The organism is Candidatus Methylomirabilota bacterium, assembly GCA_036005065.1.
Lineage (GTDB): Bacteria > Methylomirabilota > Methylomirabilia > Rokubacteriales > DASRDR01 > DASYQW01.
The window spans coordinates 1-16,909 of record DASYQW010000402.1; the positions used below are offsets into that span (position 1 = coordinate 1).

Annotated in this window: 14 protein-coding genes; 5 read left to right on the forward strand and 9 right to left on the reverse strand. The window is 70.7% G+C overall.

Annotation, left to right across the window (positions count from 1 at the left end; translation table 11 throughout):
• Positions 1-1,543, forward strand: a 1,543-nt coding sequence (locus VGW35_26745) for a hypothetical protein (GenBank protein HEV8311274.1), incomplete at its 5' end; no start/stop codon positions are given.
• Positions 1,544-1,634: 91 nt separating this feature from the next.
• Here the strand turns inward: VGW35_26745 and VGW35_26750 are convergent.
• Positions 1,635-2,873, reverse strand: a complete 1,239-nt coding sequence (locus tag VGW35_26750) for an MFS transporter (protein ID HEV8311275.1) — start codon at positions 2,871-2,873, stop codon at positions 1,635-1,637.
• A 194-nt stretch (positions 2,874-3,067) separates the two neighbouring features.
• Here VGW35_26750 and VGW35_26755 point away from each other — a divergent pair, with 194 nt between their 5' ends.
• Positions 3,068-6,637: a tetratricopeptide repeat protein gene (locus VGW35_26755; protein HEV8311276.1), complete on the forward strand. Its 3,570-nt coding sequence runs from the start codon at positions 3,068-3,070 to the stop codon at positions 6,635-6,637.
• Complete coding sequence (locus VGW35_26760; GenBank protein HEV8311277.1) at positions 6,634-9,012, forward strand: hypothetical protein; 2,379 nt, start codon at positions 6,634-6,636, stop codon at positions 9,010-9,012. Before VGW35_26755 ends, VGW35_26760 begins: the two co-directional genes overlap by 4 nt.
• A gap of 165 nt (positions 9,013-9,177) precedes the next feature.
• On the opposite strand, the gene VGW35_26765 is transcribed toward VGW35_26760, so the two are convergent.
• From VGW35_26765 to VGW35_26795, 7 genes are all read right to left on the reverse strand, one after another.
• Positions 9,178-9,651, reverse strand: coding sequence for a hemerythrin domain-containing protein (locus VGW35_26765; GenBank protein HEV8311278.1), 474 nt, complete (start codon positions 9,649-9,651; stop codon positions 9,178-9,180).
• 250 nt (positions 9,652-9,901) lie between these two features.
• The gene (locus VGW35_26770; GenBank protein ID HEV8311279.1) at positions 9,902-10,771 is read right to left on the reverse strand and encodes a carbohydrate ABC transporter permease; all 870 of its coding nucleotides are present in this window, start codon (positions 10,769-10,771) and stop codon (positions 9,902-9,904) included.
• Between the two features lie 17 nt (positions 10,772-10,788).
• Positions 10,789-11,691, reverse strand: a complete 903-nt coding sequence (locus VGW35_26775; GenBank protein ID HEV8311280.1) for a sugar ABC transporter permease — start codon at positions 11,689-11,691, stop codon at positions 10,789-10,791.
• A 35-nt stretch (positions 11,692-11,726) separates the two neighbouring features.
• Positions 11,727-13,022 (reverse strand): extracellular solute-binding protein, encoded by a 1,296-nt coding sequence (locus VGW35_26780; protein ID HEV8311281.1) that lies wholly within the window; start codon positions 13,020-13,022, stop codon positions 11,727-11,729.
• Between the two features lie 108 nt (positions 13,023-13,130).
• Complete coding sequence (locus tag VGW35_26785; GenBank protein HEV8311282.1) at positions 13,131-13,553, reverse strand: type II toxin-antitoxin system VapC family toxin; 423 nt, start codon at positions 13,551-13,553, stop codon at positions 13,131-13,133.
• On the reverse strand, positions 13,550-13,843 hold the full coding sequence (locus tag VGW35_26790) for a type II toxin-antitoxin system prevent-host-death family antitoxin (GenBank protein ID HEV8311283.1): 294 nt from the start codon (positions 13,841-13,843) through the stop codon (positions 13,550-13,552). Before VGW35_26790 ends, VGW35_26785 begins: the two co-directional genes overlap by 4 nt.
• Positions 13,844-13,964: 121 nt before the next feature.
• Positions 13,965-14,987 carry an enolase C-terminal domain-like protein gene (locus VGW35_26795; protein HEV8311284.1) on the reverse strand — a complete coding sequence of 341 codons (1,023 nt, stop codon included), beginning with the start codon at positions 14,985-14,987 and terminating at the stop codon, positions 13,965-13,967.
• A gap of 81 nt (positions 14,988-15,068) precedes the next feature.
• Between VGW35_26795 and VGW35_26800 the strand changes: the two genes are divergently transcribed.
• Together VGW35_26800 and VGW35_26805 are read left to right on the forward strand one after the other, a co-directional pair.
• Complete coding sequence (locus tag VGW35_26800) at positions 15,069-16,238, forward strand: UxaA family hydrolase (protein HEV8311285.1); 1,170 nt, start codon at positions 15,069-15,071, stop codon at positions 16,236-16,238.
• Position 16,239: 1 nt separating this feature from the next.
• Positions 16,240-16,572 carry a UxaA family hydrolase gene (locus VGW35_26805; GenBank protein ID HEV8311286.1) on the forward strand — a complete coding sequence of 111 codons (333 nt, stop codon included), beginning with the start codon at positions 16,240-16,242 and terminating at the stop codon, positions 16,570-16,572.
• A gap of 14 nt (positions 16,573-16,586) precedes the next feature.
• On the opposite strand, the gene VGW35_26810 is transcribed toward VGW35_26805, so the two are convergent.
• Positions 16,587-16,832 (reverse strand): hypothetical protein, encoded by a 246-nt coding sequence (locus VGW35_26810; GenBank protein HEV8311287.1) that lies wholly within the window; start codon positions 16,830-16,832, stop codon positions 16,587-16,589.
• Positions 16,833-16,909 lie beyond the last annotated feature (77 nt).

A 16,909-nucleotide genomic window follows, 5' to 3' on the forward strand; every position in this document is an offset into this window, starting at 1 on the left:
CGTCCGGGTCGACGGCAAGGCCTACCTCGTCCCCGAGTTCTGGGAGCGGCAGCCCCGGCGGATCACCGTCACCGCGACCGAGGTCGTCCTGACCCTCTTCGAGGGCGCCGAGCCCCTGCGGGCCGGGGAAGACGTGTGGGACCGCTTCGCCATCCTCGACGCCACGCTCGCCGACGCCACCGCCCTCGCCGAGACCGACGCCCTGCCCATCCTGCCCGCCGCCGAGCGCCAGGCGCTGATGGCCCGGTTCGCGATGACCGCTCAAGGCCTGTCAGGCCCGGATCCCGAGGCCGAGGCGGCGCTCCGGCAGTACGACCGCTGGCAGGGCACCTCCTGGGACAAGGCCTATGCGACCGACAACCCATATACCTGGTGGGCTGGAGAAGAGCTCTCCACCAAGACCACGCTCTTCTCGCTCTTCCGGCGCGGCCTCTATTACCCCATCAAGGCGCCCCAGACCTACGCCTGGCGCGACTACGGAGACATCCAGTGGGCGGATGGGATGAGCGCCGGTCACTACGACTGGGTGCGGGCCGCGCTCAAGCACTACCTCAAGACCGGCAACCTCGAGGCGCTGCGCTGGGGGATGGCGGCCGTGCGGAGCGCGGTGTCGGTCGACCACACCTGGGCGAGCCCGAAGACGCCGGCCCTGAACGACTGGACGAACCTGGCCGGCCTCGCCCGGTACGAGAAGGGGGACCATGGCGGCGTCGATTTCGTCGCCCGCCCCACCCACTCCTGGCTCGAAGGCCTCTTCCTGGCCGCCACCCTCACCGGCGATCCCTGGGTGCGCGAGGCCGCCATCGACATGGCCGAGGGGGACTGGCGCTTCTGGGGCGGGTCCACGCCGGTGTTTGCCAACGGCGCTCCGGGAAGCTGGGCCGAGCTCGGCGGCGAGGTCCGCATCATGGGCTGGCCGCTCCTCGCCATGGTCGTCGCCTTCCGCGAGACCGGCAATCTCAAGTACTGGACCAAGGCCCAAGAGCTCATGAAGGCGCTCTACGACGAAGAAGGCGTCTGGGGCCGGCAGGGATACATCGCCGACCGCAGTGACTGGAGTAGCCCGAACAATGCCTACGCGTTCCTCCTCGGGTACTCCACGCGGGGGATGCTGGCGTTTGCCGACACGGCCATCGCCCGGGGTGAGTGGCCGTCCGCATACGAGGCCTTCCTACAGCGGGTGGGCCGGTGGCTGACCACGCCGGTGCCCAACGGGCCCTACTACCCGCCGACGCCCGGTAGCCCCGGCGCGTTCGCCTTTTACTGGTGCCCACCCAGCCTCGCGTGCGCCATTCCCACCTCGGATCCAGAGGTCGCCCACAACCCCATCATGGTCGATCTCCTGGCCTGGTTGGCCACGCGTGACCCCGCGACCTGGAGGCCCATCGCCCGCCAGGTCTTCAAGGATTATGTCTATTACTCGGCCTATCCCGACCCGGCCATCGTCGGCTTCCTCACCAATCAGTACCCCACGACCGAGACCAAGATCCTGGGGTGGATGCAGCTCTTCGGCGACCGGGCCGCCGCGTGGCTCCACCAGTGAGTTCGGAGGGGGCTGCGCCCCCCTCCGATTCCTCCTCCCGGAGGTTGCTGGGGCAACGCCCGCGCTCGGACCGGTCGGCGAACCGCGGGCATCAGCCCGGGAGGCGCGGTGACCACCCGCTCCCCCGGTAGAGCCGCAGCGGCAGCATGACGAGGGTGCCGAGCACCATGAAGCCGGCGGAGAGGACGAATGCGGACCCGTACCCCAGCCGCTCGACGAGCCACCCGGCCAGCACGGGCGCCGGGAGGACGATCACCTGGGTCACCACGGACGTCAGACCCATGGCCGACGCCTGCACGTGGCTCCCGGCGGCGTCGAGCACCGCCGCGCCCGTCACGTTGGTGAGCGTATAGAAGAAGACCCCGATGGCGAGCACGAGGGCGGCCAGCGGCCAGCCCGGCGCCACCTCGGCCAGGAGCAAGTAGAGCCCGGCCAGGACCAGGTACGAGGGAACGAGCACGGCTTTCCGGCCGACCCGATCGGACAGGACGCCGAGGACGGGCTGGGAGACCGTGCCCATCCCGTGGAGCAGGGCGACGTAGATCCCGAGCTCGAAGGGATCGCGACCGAGCCCGATCTGGATGTAGAGCGGCAGGAACGTCAGGATGACCTGGCGCGCCATCATCATGAGGCCCTGGGCGAACGACATGGCCATGAAGATGGGGTGAAGCAGGACGGCGCGAACGTCCCGGGCCAGGGACCGTCCCGGCGGCGGCGCGCCGAGCTCCCGGAAGTGACCCGCCAGGCCGCGCCAGATCAGGAACGCCGTGACGATCGCCGGAAGCATCTGAGCCCGGAGGACGTCCGGCCAGGCGAACGCGACCAGGAGAGCCCCGATGGCGATCGGGGTCAGCGTGTCGCCGAGCGTGGCGCCGACCCCGTGGATGGAGAGCACCGTCGCCCGCCGCTCGGGGAAGCGGGCCGAGAGCCCGCCCATGGCCGGCGGGTGCCAGGCGGCCGTCCCGACGCCGATCAGGGCCGACCCCAGCAGAGCCCCGGAAAGCCCCGACGCGGTGCCGAGGGCGAAGTACCCGACACCCATGAAGAGGAGGGCCGAGCCGAGGATCGCGGCTTGCCGCTTCGAGAACGAGTCGGCCAGGACCCCGACGGGCAGGTTCAGCGTGCCCGACGTGAGCTGGCGTGCGGACTGGAGGTACCCGACCTGAACGTCACTCAGTCCGAGACCCTGGCTGATCGAGGGGAGGGCGACCGCGAAGATCTGCTGGTACCAGTGGATGACGGTGTGCCCGCCCGTCACGTAGCCGAGGAACACGAGGCGCTCTCGGCCGACGCCCCGGAGGGGGGCGACGATGGAGCGGAAGCCGGGCACCCTCAGGGGGCGCCCCTTCCGACCCGGCGACCCTCTCGGCCGAGGACCGGGGCCCCGGCCCACATCAGGCTGCGGTCACTCTCGCGGCCACTCGGTCCATCGTGCCACGCATCGAAACTCCGCACCAGGCCCGCTTCGTCAGCCGGATGCCCCTGGCAACACGCGGCAGGATCGCCTATCCTGGCCGATGACGCATGAAGTGTCCCCGGTGTCAGCAGGAGAATCCGTCGCAGGCGAAGTTCTGCCTGGAGTGCGCCGCCCCGCTGGCTCTCCAGTGCCAGAGCTGCGGGACGCAGCTCCCACCGGCCGCGAAGTTCTGCTTCGAGTGCGCGCAGCCGGTGAGCGCCGGGGCGCCGGGCGGCGGCCGATTCGCCTCCCCCGAGGCCTACACGCCTCGGCACCTCGCCGAGAAGATCCTCGCATCCAGAGGCGCCCTCGAGGGCGAGCGCAAGCAGGTCACCGTGCTCTTCGCCGACCTGAAAGGGTCGATGGAGCTGCTCGCCGATCGCGACCCCGAGGAGGCGCGCCGGGTCCTCGATCCCGCGCTCGAGCTGATGATGGACGCGGTCCACCGCTACGAGGGCACCGTCAATCAGGTCATGGGCGACGGCGTCATGGCGCTCTTCGGCGCGCCGCTGGCCCTCGAAGACCACGCCGTCCGGGCGTGCTACGCCGCGCTCAGGATGCAGGACTCGGGCAGGCAGTACTCGGACAGAATCCGGCGCACGGTCGGTCTCCCCGTCCAGCTCCGGGTCGGCCTGAACTCCGGCGAAGTGGTCGTCCGTTCCATCGGCAGCGACCTGCGCATGGACTACACGGCGGTGGGACAAACCACGCACATCGCGGCGCGGATGGAGCAGGCCGCCCTCCCGGGGACCATCCTGATCCCGCCAAGCACGCTCGGGCTCGTCGAGGGTCACGTCCAGGTCACGCCGCTCGGCCCCATTCCAGTCAGGGGCTTGCCGGACCCGGTCGAGGTCTACGAGGTCGTTGGGGCGGGGACGGCGCGCTCGCGCCTCCAGGCCGCCGTCGCCCGCGGCCTCACCCGCTTTGTCGGCCGCGACGGCGAGATGGATCGGCTGCGGGAGGCGCTCGAGCGCGCGGGCGCCGGACATGGCCAGGTGGTGGCCCTGGTCGGCGAGCCCGGCGTCGGGAAGTCGCGCCTGGTGTGGGAGTTCGCCCGTTCGCACCGCGTCGAGAGCTGGCGGCTCGTCGAGAGCGGCTCGGTATCCTATGGCAAGGCGACGCCCTACCTACCGGTCATCGACCTCCTGAACGCATACTTCAGGGTCTCGGCGGGTGACGACGCGCGTGAGGTTCGCGAGAAGGTCACCGGCAAGCTCCTGACGCTCGAACGGACGCTGGAGCCGACGTTTCCGGTCTTCCTGGCCCTCCTGGGTGCGGCGCCCGAGGACGCCGAGTGGCGCGGCCTCGACCCCCGCCAGCGCCGGCAGCGGACCCTCGACGCCGTCAAGCGGCTCCTGCTCCGCGAGAGCCAGGTCCAGCCGCTCCTCGTGATCTTCGAGGATCTCCACTGGATCGACTCCGAGACCCAGGCGCTGATCGACAGCCTGGTGCAGAGCCTGCCCACGGCGCGCATCCTCCTCCTCGTGAGCTACCGGCCGGAGTACCAGCATGCCTGGAGCGGCAAGACCTACTACACCCAGCTCCGGCTCGACCCCCTGCCGCCGGAGAGCGCCGATACCCTGCTGGGCGCGCTCCTGGGCGCCGACCCCGGGCTCGAGTCGGTCAAGCGGCCTCTGATCGCGCGGACCGAAGGCAATCCCTTCTTTCTCGAGGAGAGCGTCCGCGCGCTCGTCGAGACAGGCGTCCTCGCCGGGGAGCGCGGCGCCTACCGGCTGGCCAGGGTCCCGACCGCCGTCCAGGTTCCGGCGACCGTGCAGGCGCTGCTCGCGGCGCGGATCGACCGGCTCTCCGCCGAGGACAAGCGGCTCCTCCAGTCCGCGTCGGTCGTGGGCAAGGACGTTCCCCTGGCCGTCCTCGAGGCCGTCTCAGACCTGACCGATGCGTCACTGCACGACGGGCTCGCCCGTCTGGGTGCTGCGGAGTTCCTCTACGAGGCTCGGCTCTTCCCCGACATCGAGTACACCTTCAAGCACGCGCTCACCCACGAGGTCGCCTACGCCAGCCTGCTACAGGAGCGTCGGCGCGAGCTACACCGGCGGGCTGGCGAAGCGATCGAGCGGCTCTCTGCCGAACGGCCCGACGAGGCGTACGGGCTCCTGGCGCGACACTTCGCCGAGAGCGGCGACCTCGCGAAAGGGCGGGAGTATGCGCTGCGGGCGGCGGAGAGAGCCGCCGGGCTCTTCGCGCACGACGAGGCGCTCGCCCAGTACGAGCGCGCTCGCGCCTGCGTGGAAGGACTGGGCCTCACCGAGGAGGTCGCGGCCGCCGAGGAGGCGATCGGCGACGTGAACGTGCGACGCGGGCGGCTCGAGGCGGCGGTGGAGGCGTACGAGCGGGCTCTTCGGTTGCCGATCGCGCGCGGACGGCAGGCCGCGCTGAAGGCCAAGATCGGCGGCGTGTACGGACAGTTCGGCGGCCAGCGCGGCCTGGAGTTCCTCCACCAGGCGCTCGAGGAGCTGGACCCCGTCACGCAGCGTAACGAGATGGCAGAGGTCACCGGGCTGCTGGGACGGTACCGGCACTTTGCCGGCCGGCACCAGGAGGCCATCGACTTACTCGAACGCGCGCGCGAGCTTGCCGAGCCGCTCGGCGATGCGCCGGCGCTGGTGGCGATCTACGGGCATCTCGCGGGCGCTTGCCAGCATCTCGCGCGGATTGACGAGAGCATGGCGCGGGCCCGGCGGTGCGTCGAGCTCGGCGAGCGGACCGGGCTGGTCCTGGCACGGCTCCGCGGCTACGCGTTCCTTGCCCAGGACCTGATCTTCCTCGGTCGCTGGGCGGAGGCTCTGGCGGTCACCAGCCGGTGCGCCCAGATCGCCAGCCAGATCGGTGCCGAGCACCGGCTGGCATGGACGGCGGGCGACCGCGCGAGGATCCTGCACGGCACGGGCGACCTGGAAGGCGCATTGGCGGCGGCGCGGGACGGTCTCCGGCTGGCGGCAGCGAGCGGTGAGCAGCGAATCGGTGTCTGGGTTCACGCGTATCTCGCACAGATCGCGATCGATCTCGGCGACGATGAGACGGCTCTCGACCAGGCGCGAGAGGCCGTGGCCAGCGCCGATCGGCTGGGAGACCGCGTCCTGAAGGCGTACAATCGTTACGCGCGCGCATACGTCCATCTGCAGCGCGAGGACTGGCCGCAGGCCATCGAGTGTCTCGAGCAGTACGTCGCCATCGTGTCCGAGATGGACAACCGGCTCATTCCCACGGTGGCCGGCCCCTGCATGGCCGAGATCCTCCTCGGATCCGAGCGGCTCGACGAGGCCGCCGCGACGATCGACGCCGCTGTCCAGATCGCCCGCGAGGCGGGCTCGCGTCACTGGGAGGGTGTCGGGCGCCGGGTCCAGGGCCAGATCCTCGCGGGTCAGGCTCGGCCCGACGACGCACGACAGGCCCTCGACGACGCGGTCGCCAGCCTCGAAACGGTGGGCAGCCGCCTGGAGCTGGCGCGCGTGCTGTACCGCCGCGGCGAGCTGTACCAGAAGCTGGACGACCGGGAGCGCGCACGGAACGATCTCGTCCGGGCGCGGGAGCTCTTCGCCGCCACCGGGGCGCGGGGCGACCTCGGGCGCGCCGAACGCCTGCTCACCGCGCTGGAAACCGGAGGCGAGGCATGACAGACTCCCAGGCCCCGGTCCGCATGCGCGTGCCCCGGGCTGGCGGGCGCCGGCAGTCTGGCAGCGGGTCGTGGGTGCTCGCGGCGGCGCTGCTTCTGCTCACGTGTGCCGGCCTCTCGGCCGCCGTCACGCTCCCGGCCGGAGGATCGGCGGCGGCGCCGGGGGCGACGGCGCCCTCCCCGACCGGACGGAGCCCGAAGCTCCTGTGGACCGGCGAGCGGCAGGCGATCTGGAACCGGATGCGCCGGGAGAATCATCCGTGGTGGCGGGTCCTCAAGCAGAACGCGGACCGGTCAGGGACGCCGGATCCGGTCTATGGCGACATGGGCCAGTGGGCGACCCTGGCCTACCAGATGACGGGGGACCCCCGGTACGCGCAGAAGGCGCTGGTGATGATCCGGCCCTTCTTCAGGCCCGGCGAGGTCGGCAGCGACTTCCTGCGCGAGATGCTGGCGGAATTCGTGGTGATGTACGACTGGCTCTCCCCGTCGCTGGCCCCCGCCGACCGGGCGGCCTTCATCGCCATGCTGAACCGGTGGTGCGTCCAGGCGACCACGAACGAGTTCGACCCCGACTTCCCCATCCGTCCCGAGGATTCGGACGAGACGACCGGCCTCTACTTCGGCTTCGCGTTCCTGGCCCTGGCGACCGCCGGCGACAACCCGCGCGCCACGGAGTTCCTGAACAAGCGGTTCGTGGGCGGGCTATCGGCCACGGGCGTCAACCGGGCCACCCTGCGCAACGCGATCCGGCAGTACGTGACGGAGATGGCCGAGGGCGGCCAGTGGATCGAGGGGACCGCTTACAACGAAGGGACCCTCGCGCTCCTGATGATGGGTGCCGAGGGCGTGCGGACGGCGACGCGCGTCGACTACTTCCCGGAGGTGACGCGGTATCTCCCCCAGGCGGCGCGGAACCAGATCCGCGAGGTGGCGCCGAACCTGGCCGCCACCTACCAGTGGGGCGACAACGAGTGGCCGCGGAGCATGCTGTTGCTGCGCCGGGTAGAAATCGGCGGGATGCTGGCCGGCCTCACGCAGGGCGACCCGCGCGCGGGCCCCTACATCGGCCAGCTCGTGGAGGAGCTCGCCGCCAGGTACGGGCACGCCGACATGGACGTGGAGTGGCGCTTCTTCTACTTCTACAACCCGTACGCCCCGCGCGCGGACTGGCGAGTCGCCCTGACCGGAGGGCAATACTCCGCCGGCCAGGGCCTGCTCTTCTACCACGACGGCTGGGGCCCGAACGACGCCTTCCTCGGGATCCACATGCCGCGGCGGCAGCCCTTCGTGGATCATCAGGTGACGTACTTCGGCGACTTCCAGCTCTACCGCAGGGGCGAGTGGGCCCTGACGCATCCCCTCGGCTACGACGGACCGCCGGTCGAGGCCCTCGGCACGAATACCATGATGCTGGGCGGCCTGTCGTCGATGGTGGAGTTCAAGGAGGTGGTGGCGCAGGAGCTCGGGTCCGGCGGGGAGTACGCGTACCTGGCCGGGACCAACGGCGGCCAGTACCTCGAGGCCGGCGAGTGGCAGCCTCCCGCCACCTTCCTGCACGAGTGGACGCGCAGCCTCCTCTACCTGCCGTCGCGGGACCGCCGCTCCCAGACGCTGGTGGTCTTCGACCGGACGAACGCCGGTCCGATCACCGACCTCGAGAGGTACCGCGAGGAGGACCAGGCGCGGATCCGGGCGGCTCCCGCGCGCAAGCAGTGGCTCATCCATTCTCCCGTCCGGCCCCGGCTGAGCCCCGATGCCATCGCCTGGACGACTCGGCGCGGCCAGCAGGTGCGAGTCAGCACGCTGTGGCCGACCGGGCAGAACCGCATCGTGGTGGACGAGGATGCGGCCTGGCCGGACGAGTTCCCCTTTCCCGAGAAGAGCGAGCAGAAGTGGCACACCCGCATCGTCCCCGCGACCGAGCAGCAGTGGGACGCCTTCCTGAACGTGGTCCAGGTGTTCGACGCGGGCGTCTTCCTGCGGAACACCCGGCTACGCAGTCGGGAGGGCGAGGTGCAAGGCGTGCTGGCGCAGCGCGGCCGGCACGCCGACGTGCTGGCCCTCTTCAGCGTGCGGCCGGGGCCCGACCTGCCTCAACCCACCATCCACGACGACGGGGTCTCGGAGTACAATCCCGCCGTCCCCGGCATCCTGCGCGGCGCCCGGCTGCTCCGCGCCGGCTACACGGTCGGCTGGACCGCGGGCTCGACGCGGACCGACCTCTTCCTCTTCGATCTCGATCCCGGCCGGCGGTGGGTGGCCAGCGTGGATGGCGGCGCGGAGTCGGCGGTCCGGCTGAGCCGTCAGGGCCTGGGTCGCCTGACGGTCACCGGCGCCCGAAGCCACACCCTCCGGCTTCGGGCCGCCGGATAGGCGGAGGAGCGCGGCGGCTCGCCCCTCGCTAGGAGCGTCTCGGAGTAATCAGCAGCCGATGACGCCGATCACCGAATGCGTCGAGTAACGTCCGAGCGGCGGCTTTGCCGCCGCAATCCCTTGGGGGTGGGCCTGGGAGGGGGCCGTCGAGGCCCCTCCCAGGACCTACGCTGCGGCCCGAAGCCGCTTTCCCGGCTGCCTGAGGAGCGCGGCCTTCCGCGCGCTGAGCTCCCGGCCGAGCCGCTCGAGCGCGTCCGCGCCCAGCGCCTTCTCGGCCTCCGGCAGCATGCGCTTCTCCTCCTCGTCGATCGCGTGGTGGACGACGGCGTCGCGTAGCGCGGCGATCGCCTCCTGGAGCCTCGGGGAATCCGGCTCCATCTTCCGGACCTCGCTCACCAGGACCTTCACCCGCTGGTGCTCCCGCCGCGACTCCTGCACGAGCCCCATGAGCGCGTCGACCTCGTCGACTGCGGGGTAGAAGATCTCCTCTTCGATCTGGGAGTGGACCTCGAGTTCCGACGCGATCCGCTCCACCAGGCGCTGCCGCGTCCGTGGCGCGCGCTCGGTGGTCCGGTCGAACTCGCTGAACAGTTTCCTGATCTTCGCGTGGTCGGTCCTGAGGAGCTGGGTGGCCTTCATGACGTCTCCCAGCCGGACACAGTGTTGAGAATCCGGCCGGCGGAGTGGGCCGGCGCCGCGATCAGGGCTCGTACGATCGCCATCATCCGGGGCCTCCGACCTGCCTCCACCGGCCACTCGGGCCGCGCCGGCCGCTGGCCGGGGCGCTCCGACGCGGGCCCAGCGCCTTGGCGGCCCGGGGAGCCTGGTCCGCGAAGCTCCCTCCTCCCCAGGTCCGGATGCACGTACGGTGCAAGGTCTGTGCCGGCACCTACTGCTTGACCGCGCCGGCGGCCAGGCCGGCCGCCAGCTTCCGCTGGAGCGGCAGGAACAGGGCGAGCGTCGGCAGCGTCGTCAGGGCGGAGGCGGCCATCACCTGGCCCCATTCCGTGGTGTGCTCGCCGAAGAAGGCGTACAGCGCCAGCGGCATCGTCTTCATCTCGGTCCGGGTCAGGAACGCCAGGGCGAACAGGTACTCCGACCAGCACAGGAGGAAGGCGTAGGTGGCGGTGGCGACCACGCCCGGCAGCATGACCGGGAACACGATCCGCCAGATCACCTGGAACTGGGGGCAGCCGTCGATGATGGCCATCTCGTCGAGGCTCCGCGGCACCGACTCCAGGTAGCCCACCAGGAGGTACACCGAGAATGGAATGGTCACCGCGACGTAGCAGAAGATGATCCCGGTGTAGCTGTTGAGGAGGCCCAGGCGGGCGAACAGGATGAAGACCGGAGTCACCAGGATGATCCACGGGAACGTCTGGCCGAGCATCACCGAGCCGAAGACCACCGGCTTCCACCGGAAGCGCTTGCGCGAGAACACGTACGCCGCGCAGACCGACACGAATGTCGAGATCACCACCGCCGCCAGGCAGATCCCCAGGCTGTTGACGATATGCACCCCGAAGCCGGACCGGAGCAGCCGCACGTAGTTCTGGAGCGTGTAGTCGGCGAACTCCCCGGAGAAGAGCGTCTCCTGGGTCTTGAACGACGCGAAGAAGACCCAGGCCGTCGGGTAGACCAGGACGACCGCCACCACCAGCGCGACGGCCACGATCGCGATCTCGCCCGGCCAGCCCCGCCGCCACGGCCGGCGGACCTTCGGCAGAGCCCGGGCGTCCCGCACGGCCACGTCCCGCATCGATTCGCTCAGGCCCCTCAGAAGACTTCCCGCAGCTCGCGGCGCACCACGAACCGCAGGTAGAGCAGGCCGAAGGCGGTCATGATGGCGGCCATCACGACTCCCAGCGCGGCGCTGTATCCCATCCGGCCGTCCACGAAGGCCTTCAGGTAGACCTCGGTGGCCATCACGTTGGTGTAGAGCCCGGGCCCCGCTCCGGTGGTGAGCCAGACGTACGCGAAGTTGTTGAACGTCCAGAAGGTGGACATCAGCGTCATGACGACGATCGCGGGCCCGAGGTGCGGCAGCACGACGTGCCACGCCCGCTGGAGCGCGTTGGCGCCGTCCACCGAGGCGGCCTCCAGCACCTCGGCCGGCATGGACTTCAGGCTGGCCAGGAAGGTCAGCGTCACCAGGGGCAGGGTGTTCCAGGTGATGATCGTGATCAGCGCCGGCCACACGAAGCTGACGTCCGAGAGGAAGGCGATCGGCTCCGCCGTCAGGCCGGCCCCCAGCAGGAGCCGGTTCACGATGCCCGCCCGTGGATCGAGCATCCAGCGCCAGATCACCACCGCGACGATGGGCGGCGTGGCCCACGGCACCAGCAGGAGGACGTGGAACAGGGTCGTCAGCCGGTACCGCTTGAGCGTCTCCGAGTTGATCAGGAACGCCAACGCCACCCCTAGCCCGATCCGGACCGAGACGCCGATCAGCGTCAGCCACAGCGTGGTGTTGTAGAGCACACGGCTGAATTCCCGGCTGGCGAGAAGCTCGACGTAGTTCCGGACACCGATCCACTGGCCCCCGCGCTTGAGCCCGAAGAGGCTCAGATCGGTGAAGCTGTTCAGCAGGTTGTAGGCGGTCGGGTACAGGTAGAACATGGCCAGGAAGAAGAAGGTGGGGAGCAGCAGGAGCGTGACGAAGCGCCGGTCCCCTCTCACGGCCGCGGCTCCAGCCCCTCAGCGCGTGACGTCGATCACCTGGCCTTGGCCAGCTCGGCCTGGATCAGGTCGGAGAGCTCCTTGGCCGCCGCCCGGGACGTCTTCTCGCCGGTGAACACCGACCCGGCCGCTCGCCCGACGGCGTTCCACATGATGGGGATCGCCACCGGCCCGCTGGAGTACGGGCCCCAGGTGCGCGCGTGCTTGAGCTGCTCCGCGTACCCGGCATGGGAGGCGGGCCGCTCGATCTTGGCCAGCAGGCTCTTCTGGGCCGGCCACTGGCCGACGTAGTACTTCGTGTAGATCTCGGGAGTGATCAGGTACTTGATGACCTGGAAGGTCTCGTCGGGGTGCCTGGCGTTGACGTTGACGGAGAGGGTGCGGCCCCCGATGAACGTCTTGGAGCCGTTTCGGTCCCGGGGATGGATGGTGGACGCGAACGGCAGCGGCTTGCCGGGGTAGCGGGCCCGGTACGCCTCCTCGATCTGGGTCAGGACGAACTCGGGGGTGCTGATGATGGCGATGTTCCCCTGGACCATGCCCTCGATCAGCTCCTGGGCCCCCCAGTTGGTGACGGCCAGCATCGCCTTGTCGTTCAGCCCCTCCTTGAAGTGCGAGTTGTAGTAGTCGAACGCCTCCGCGATCTGGTCCACCGTGATGTTCATGGCGTACTTGCCGTCGGGAGCCCGGTCCACCAGCGCCCAGCCGTGGGACCACCAGTAGAAGTTGCAGAAGAACCAGATGGAGTTCGTGGAGCCGCTCCCGGCCGGAAACCCCCAGCCGACCTTGCCCGTCTTCGCCTTCATCTGGCGGTTGGCCTGGCGGAGCTCCTCCCAGGTCTCCGGGAACCTGGCGATCCCGGCCTGCTTGAGGAGATCCCGGTTGTAGACCATGGCGAAGGTGTCCACGGTCCACGGGATGGCGTGGATGGTGCCGTCGTCCTGGCTGGCCAGATCGGTGGAGAGGAAGTCGCTCGGCCAGCGCTCGGCGAGCCCGTGCTTCTTGACCAGGTCGTTCAGCTTCAGGAACACCCCCGCCTGGCCCATGCTGCGGACCATCACCTGGCCCAGGTGGACGATGTCCGGCCCCTGACCGACGGCCGCCTCCCGCAGGAACTGCTCGCGGGCGTCCCCCCACGCGATGCGCTGGAGCGTGACCTTGATGTTGGGGTTCTGCTTCTCGAAGACGTCGAGGGCCGCCCGCAGCTCCTTGTGCTCGGCATCGTTGAAGCGGAAGGTCACCTCGACCGGGGCGGCGGCGGCGGCGACGCTCGGCAGCGCGAGCCAAGCGGCGACGGCCAGGAGCGCGACGAGGAGGAGCCGGGTCTTCATGGTTCACCCTCCTTCCCGGGTTCGGCGCCGCTACGGTAGCACCGCCGTGTCGGCCCGCGCAATCGCGCGCTTTGCGCGAGGCTCAATGCCGGCTGCTGGAGCGCCGGCTCACGGCGGAACGACGAAGCCTTCGCGCTGCGCGGCGAGAGCCAACCGGCCGTCCAGCGTGTGGAGGGTCCGCTCCTGCGGCTGCCCCTCGGCCCAGTGCAGCGCCGCGCCGAGCTGGAGGGCGTCGAGCGCCCGGAGCGGATGGAGGCGTAACAATCGCGTCGCCAGCGACTTGACCGGATCGGCGTCGATGATGACCTGACAGGCCCGGATGAACTCGTCCAGCCGTCGCTCGGCCAGCTGCGCGTCCCGCTCGTCGAGGGCTTTGTCGCGCACGAGCCGTCGCAGCGCGCTGACGACTTCGACTGGCGTCAGAGTCCAGAGCACGATCCGCTCGTCTTCCTGGAGCCAGGCCGCCGCGCGGGCAGAAGTCTGCTGCTCGACCAGCAGGGGGACGACCGCGGAGGTATCCCAGAATCTCACGGACCCTCGTCCCGCTCTCGGAGAACAGCCGCCACGACGTCCGCCTCGACGACAGGCCTGCGGGCCAACCATTCTCGTGTGAGTGTGCCGGTGCCGCGCCGGATGACTCCTCGCCGCTCCAGCCGATCCAGCCATTCCGCGTCGCTTTCGGTCACGGGCCCGTGGGCGCCGACGCGTTCGATCCGGGCAATGACCCGGTCGCGGTCACACACGAGGATGGACTCACCACGCTGCACGCGCCGCAGGTAATAACTCAGGCGATTCTTCAGCTCGGCGATCTTGACTTTCATGGGCCCACCTCATGGCCTCATATGGACACATATTATAGCCATGACGTGGCTCTGTGCTCAACCCTCCCGAGAGGCGCTCCGAGGCGCTCCGGTGCCGATTGGCGGGGCGCGCCGCACGGGTTCACGCGCAGGCCGCGGGGTCCAGCTCGACGCCGAAGCCGGGCGCGTCGGTCGGACGGATCACGCCGCGCTCGACCGCCGGCGCCCCCCGGAGCCAGGTGATCCAGGGGCGGCCGCTCTCGGCGAGGGGCTGAGGGCTGAGGGCGGCGATGGCGTGGAGCCCCCAGACCTCGGCGCCCCGGTGCGGCACGACCCACACGCCGCGCTCGGCGGCCAAGACGAAGATCTTGCGAAGCTGCGTCATGCCCCCGCACCAGCAGGCGTCGGGCTGCAGGATGGTGTGGGCGCGGCGGTCGAGGATCTCCCGGAAGCCGTGGACGCCGTACTCGTGCTCTCCACCGGCGATCGGGATGGGCGAGCGGCGCACCAGCTCCGCGTAACCGTCGAGGTCGTCGGGCGACAGCGGCTCCTCGATCCACCGGACCTCGTATGGCACGAACGCCTCGGCCAGGCGGAGAGTCTCCTCCACCTCCCAGGCCAGGAACGCGTCGGTGTAGAGCGTCACCTCGGGACCGAGGCGCTGCCGCGCGCGGCGGACGACCTCCACGTTGGCGTCGTGACCCGGCGACGGGCGCGGCATGTGGAGCTTGAGATGCCGGAAGCCGCGCGACCCCTCGTCCGTCACCTCCCACCCGATCGAGGCATAGGCGGGAATGATCGGATGGCGGAGGCCGCCGAGCAGCTCGTAGACGGGCTTCTTCGCCGCCTTGCCCCGGAGGTCCCAGAGAGCGAGATCGACGCCCGACAAGGCCATCACGGCCAGGCCCTTCCGGCCGAACGGCAACGTCGCCCGATACATCCGGTCCCAGAGCCCTTCGACGTCGGCCGGATCGCGACCGACCAGGATCTCCCGGAGGACGGCCTCGACGACGTGGACGCCGGCCCGGCCGCCCCCTCCCACGCCGAGGCCGGAGAGCCCGGCGTCGGTGTCCACGACGACGGCGATCTGCGCCATCGCCGTGCGCCAGTCCCGGGGCTCGTCGGTCCCCCGCGGGATGAGCGCCCGCACGCCGGTGATCTTCATCGCTCGGCGAGGATAGCACGGGTTTGACGCCTCGCCACGGCCGCGCTATCGTGGTCCCCCGCGGAAAAGGAGACGCGCCGCATGGCGGACGACGCCGCGACCTTCCTGGGCTACGAGAGGCCAGATGGCTCCTACGGGGTCCGCAATCACGTCCTGGTGCTCTCGATCCTGGGTCTGACCAGCGCGTCCGCCCGCCGCATCGCCCGTCTGGTCCGCGGGACCCGCTGCGTCACCACGCCGTACGGCCGTGGGCTGATCGGGGCCGACGCCGACCTGCATCGCCGGACGCTCACCGGGCTCGGCCGCCACCCGAATGTCGCCGCCGTGCTGGTGGTCGGCGCGGATCGGAAGGCGGTGGATCGGGTAGCCGGCGAGATCGCGGCGTCCGGCAAGCCGGTCGAAGCGCTGGCCCTCGACGACGTCCACGAGGACGCGCTCGCGCTGACGGACCGCGGAGTGCGGGCCTGCGTGCCGCTCGCCCGCGACGCCTCCCGCCTGCGGCGGGTCCCTGCCCCGCTGGCGGCGCTGTTCTGTGGCCTGGAGTGCGGCCATTCGGACACCACGTCCGGCCTCGTCGCCAACCCGCTGGCGGGCCTGGTCGTGGACCGGCTCGTCGAAGCCGGCGGACGCGCGGTGTTCGGCGAGACCGTGGAGTGGCTCGGCGCCGAGCACCTGCTCGCCGGGCGGGCCGCGACGCCGGAGGTCGGCCAGGCGATCCGGGCGGCGGTGGCGCGCCGCGAGGCGCTGGCGGTGGCGGCCGGCCTCGACCTCACGGGGAACAACCCCGGGGCCGAGAACATCGCCGGCGGGCTGTCCACCATCGAGGAGAAGTCGCTCGGCGGCATCAGCAAGGGTGGCCGGGCGCCCATCCGGGGCCTCCTCGGCTTCGCCGAGCCTCCGCGAGAGCCGGGACTCTACGTCATGGACGGACCCGCCTTCTCCCCCGAGTCCATGACCGGCATGGTGTCGGCCGGGGCCCAGCTGATGCTCTTCACCACGGGACCCGGGAACAGCGTCGTGAGCGGCCTGGCGCCGACGATCAAGATCAGCGCCAATCCGCAGGCGAGCCACCGTCTGGCCGAGCAGATCGACTTCGACGCGAGCGCCGCGTTCCTGGGCCAGGAGGGACTGCCGGCGGCGGCCGGGCAGCTCTTCCGGCTGGTGCTCGAGGTGGCCTCCGGCGGGCTGACGCTCGGCGAGATCCTCGACGAGGGCGAGGAGGTCGTCACGCGCCTTCAGCCATCCCTCTGACATGCGACCGGAGCCCCGCTGGGACGCCGTCCTCGTGCACCCGGGCGATGACGTGGCGACGGCGCTGCGGGTGATCCCGGCCGGAACCACCGCGCGGGTCCAGGTCGGGAGCGGGACGCGCCAGTGCCGGGTGAGCGACGAGATCCCCTTCGGTCACAAGTTCGCGGTACGGGAGCTGGCCGCGGGCCAGCCCGTGCGGAAGTACGGCGAGGTGATCGGCGGGGCCACCGCCAGGGTGCCGGCGGGCGCGCTTGTCCACGTGCACAACCTGGCGAGCCGCCGGGCTCGCGCCCGGCCCGGCGAGAATCCGGGAGCTGCGGGGGCGTCGCGGTAGGGCCGGGGCCCGGCTCAGTGCGTGTGATCGTCCGGGATCATCCCGCTCACGTCACCGAGCTCCCACAGGGCCAGGTGGCACTCCGTCTCGATGATCTGCGCCACCCGCTCGACGGCCGGCGCCGTGGCCTCCTGGCGCAGCCGGCGTGCCAGCCGGCGGAGCTGGCGCAGCCGACGGACGATCGCGGCCCGGTCGCCGGGGCCACGGGCGGCCGCGCGTCTCGGCGTCGTTCCGCCGGATCGCTTCGGCGCCCGCCTCACCGCTGAATTTGCCAGCGATGGCCCGGCGGCCGGTGGTCGAAGAATCGCTTCGCCTTGAGCTCGTACCGGGGAAGCGT

Excerpts from the sequence above, each read along its gene's own strand:
- VGW35_26765 (HEV8311278.1), bottom strand. The coding sequence starts at position 9,651 with ATGAAGGCCACCCAGCTCCTCAGGACCGACCACGCGAAGATCAGGAAA.
- VGW35_26780 (HEV8311281.1), bottom strand. The coding sequence starts at position 13,022 with ATGAAGACCCGGCTCCTCCTCGTCGCGCTCCTGGCCGTCGCCGCTTGG.
- VGW35_26805 (HEV8311286.1), top strand. The coding sequence starts at position 16,240 with ATGCGACCGGAGCCCCGCTGGGACGCCGTCCTCGTGCACCCGGGCGAT.
- VGW35_26770 (HEV8311279.1), bottom strand. The coding sequence starts at position 10,771 with ATGCGGGACGTGGCCGTGCGGGACGCCCGGGCTCTGCCGAAGGTCCGC.
- VGW35_26755 (HEV8311276.1), top strand. The coding sequence starts at position 3,068 with ATGAAGTGTCCCCGGTGTCAGCAGGAGAATCCGTCGCAGGCGAAGTTC.
- VGW35_26760 (HEV8311277.1), top strand. The coding sequence starts at position 6,634 with ATGACAGACTCCCAGGCCCCGGTCCGCATGCGCGTGCCCCGGGCTGGC.
- VGW35_26795 (HEV8311284.1), bottom strand. The coding sequence starts at position 14,987 with ATGAAGATCACCGGCGTGCGGGCGCTCATCCCGCGGGGGACCGACGAG.
- VGW35_26790 (HEV8311283.1), bottom strand. The coding sequence starts at position 13,843 with ATGAAAGTCAAGATCGCCGAGCTGAAGAATCGCCTGAGTTATTACCTG.
- VGW35_26800 (HEV8311285.1), top strand. The coding sequence starts at position 15,069 with ATGGCGGACGACGCCGCGACCTTCCTGGGCTACGAGAGGCCAGATGGC.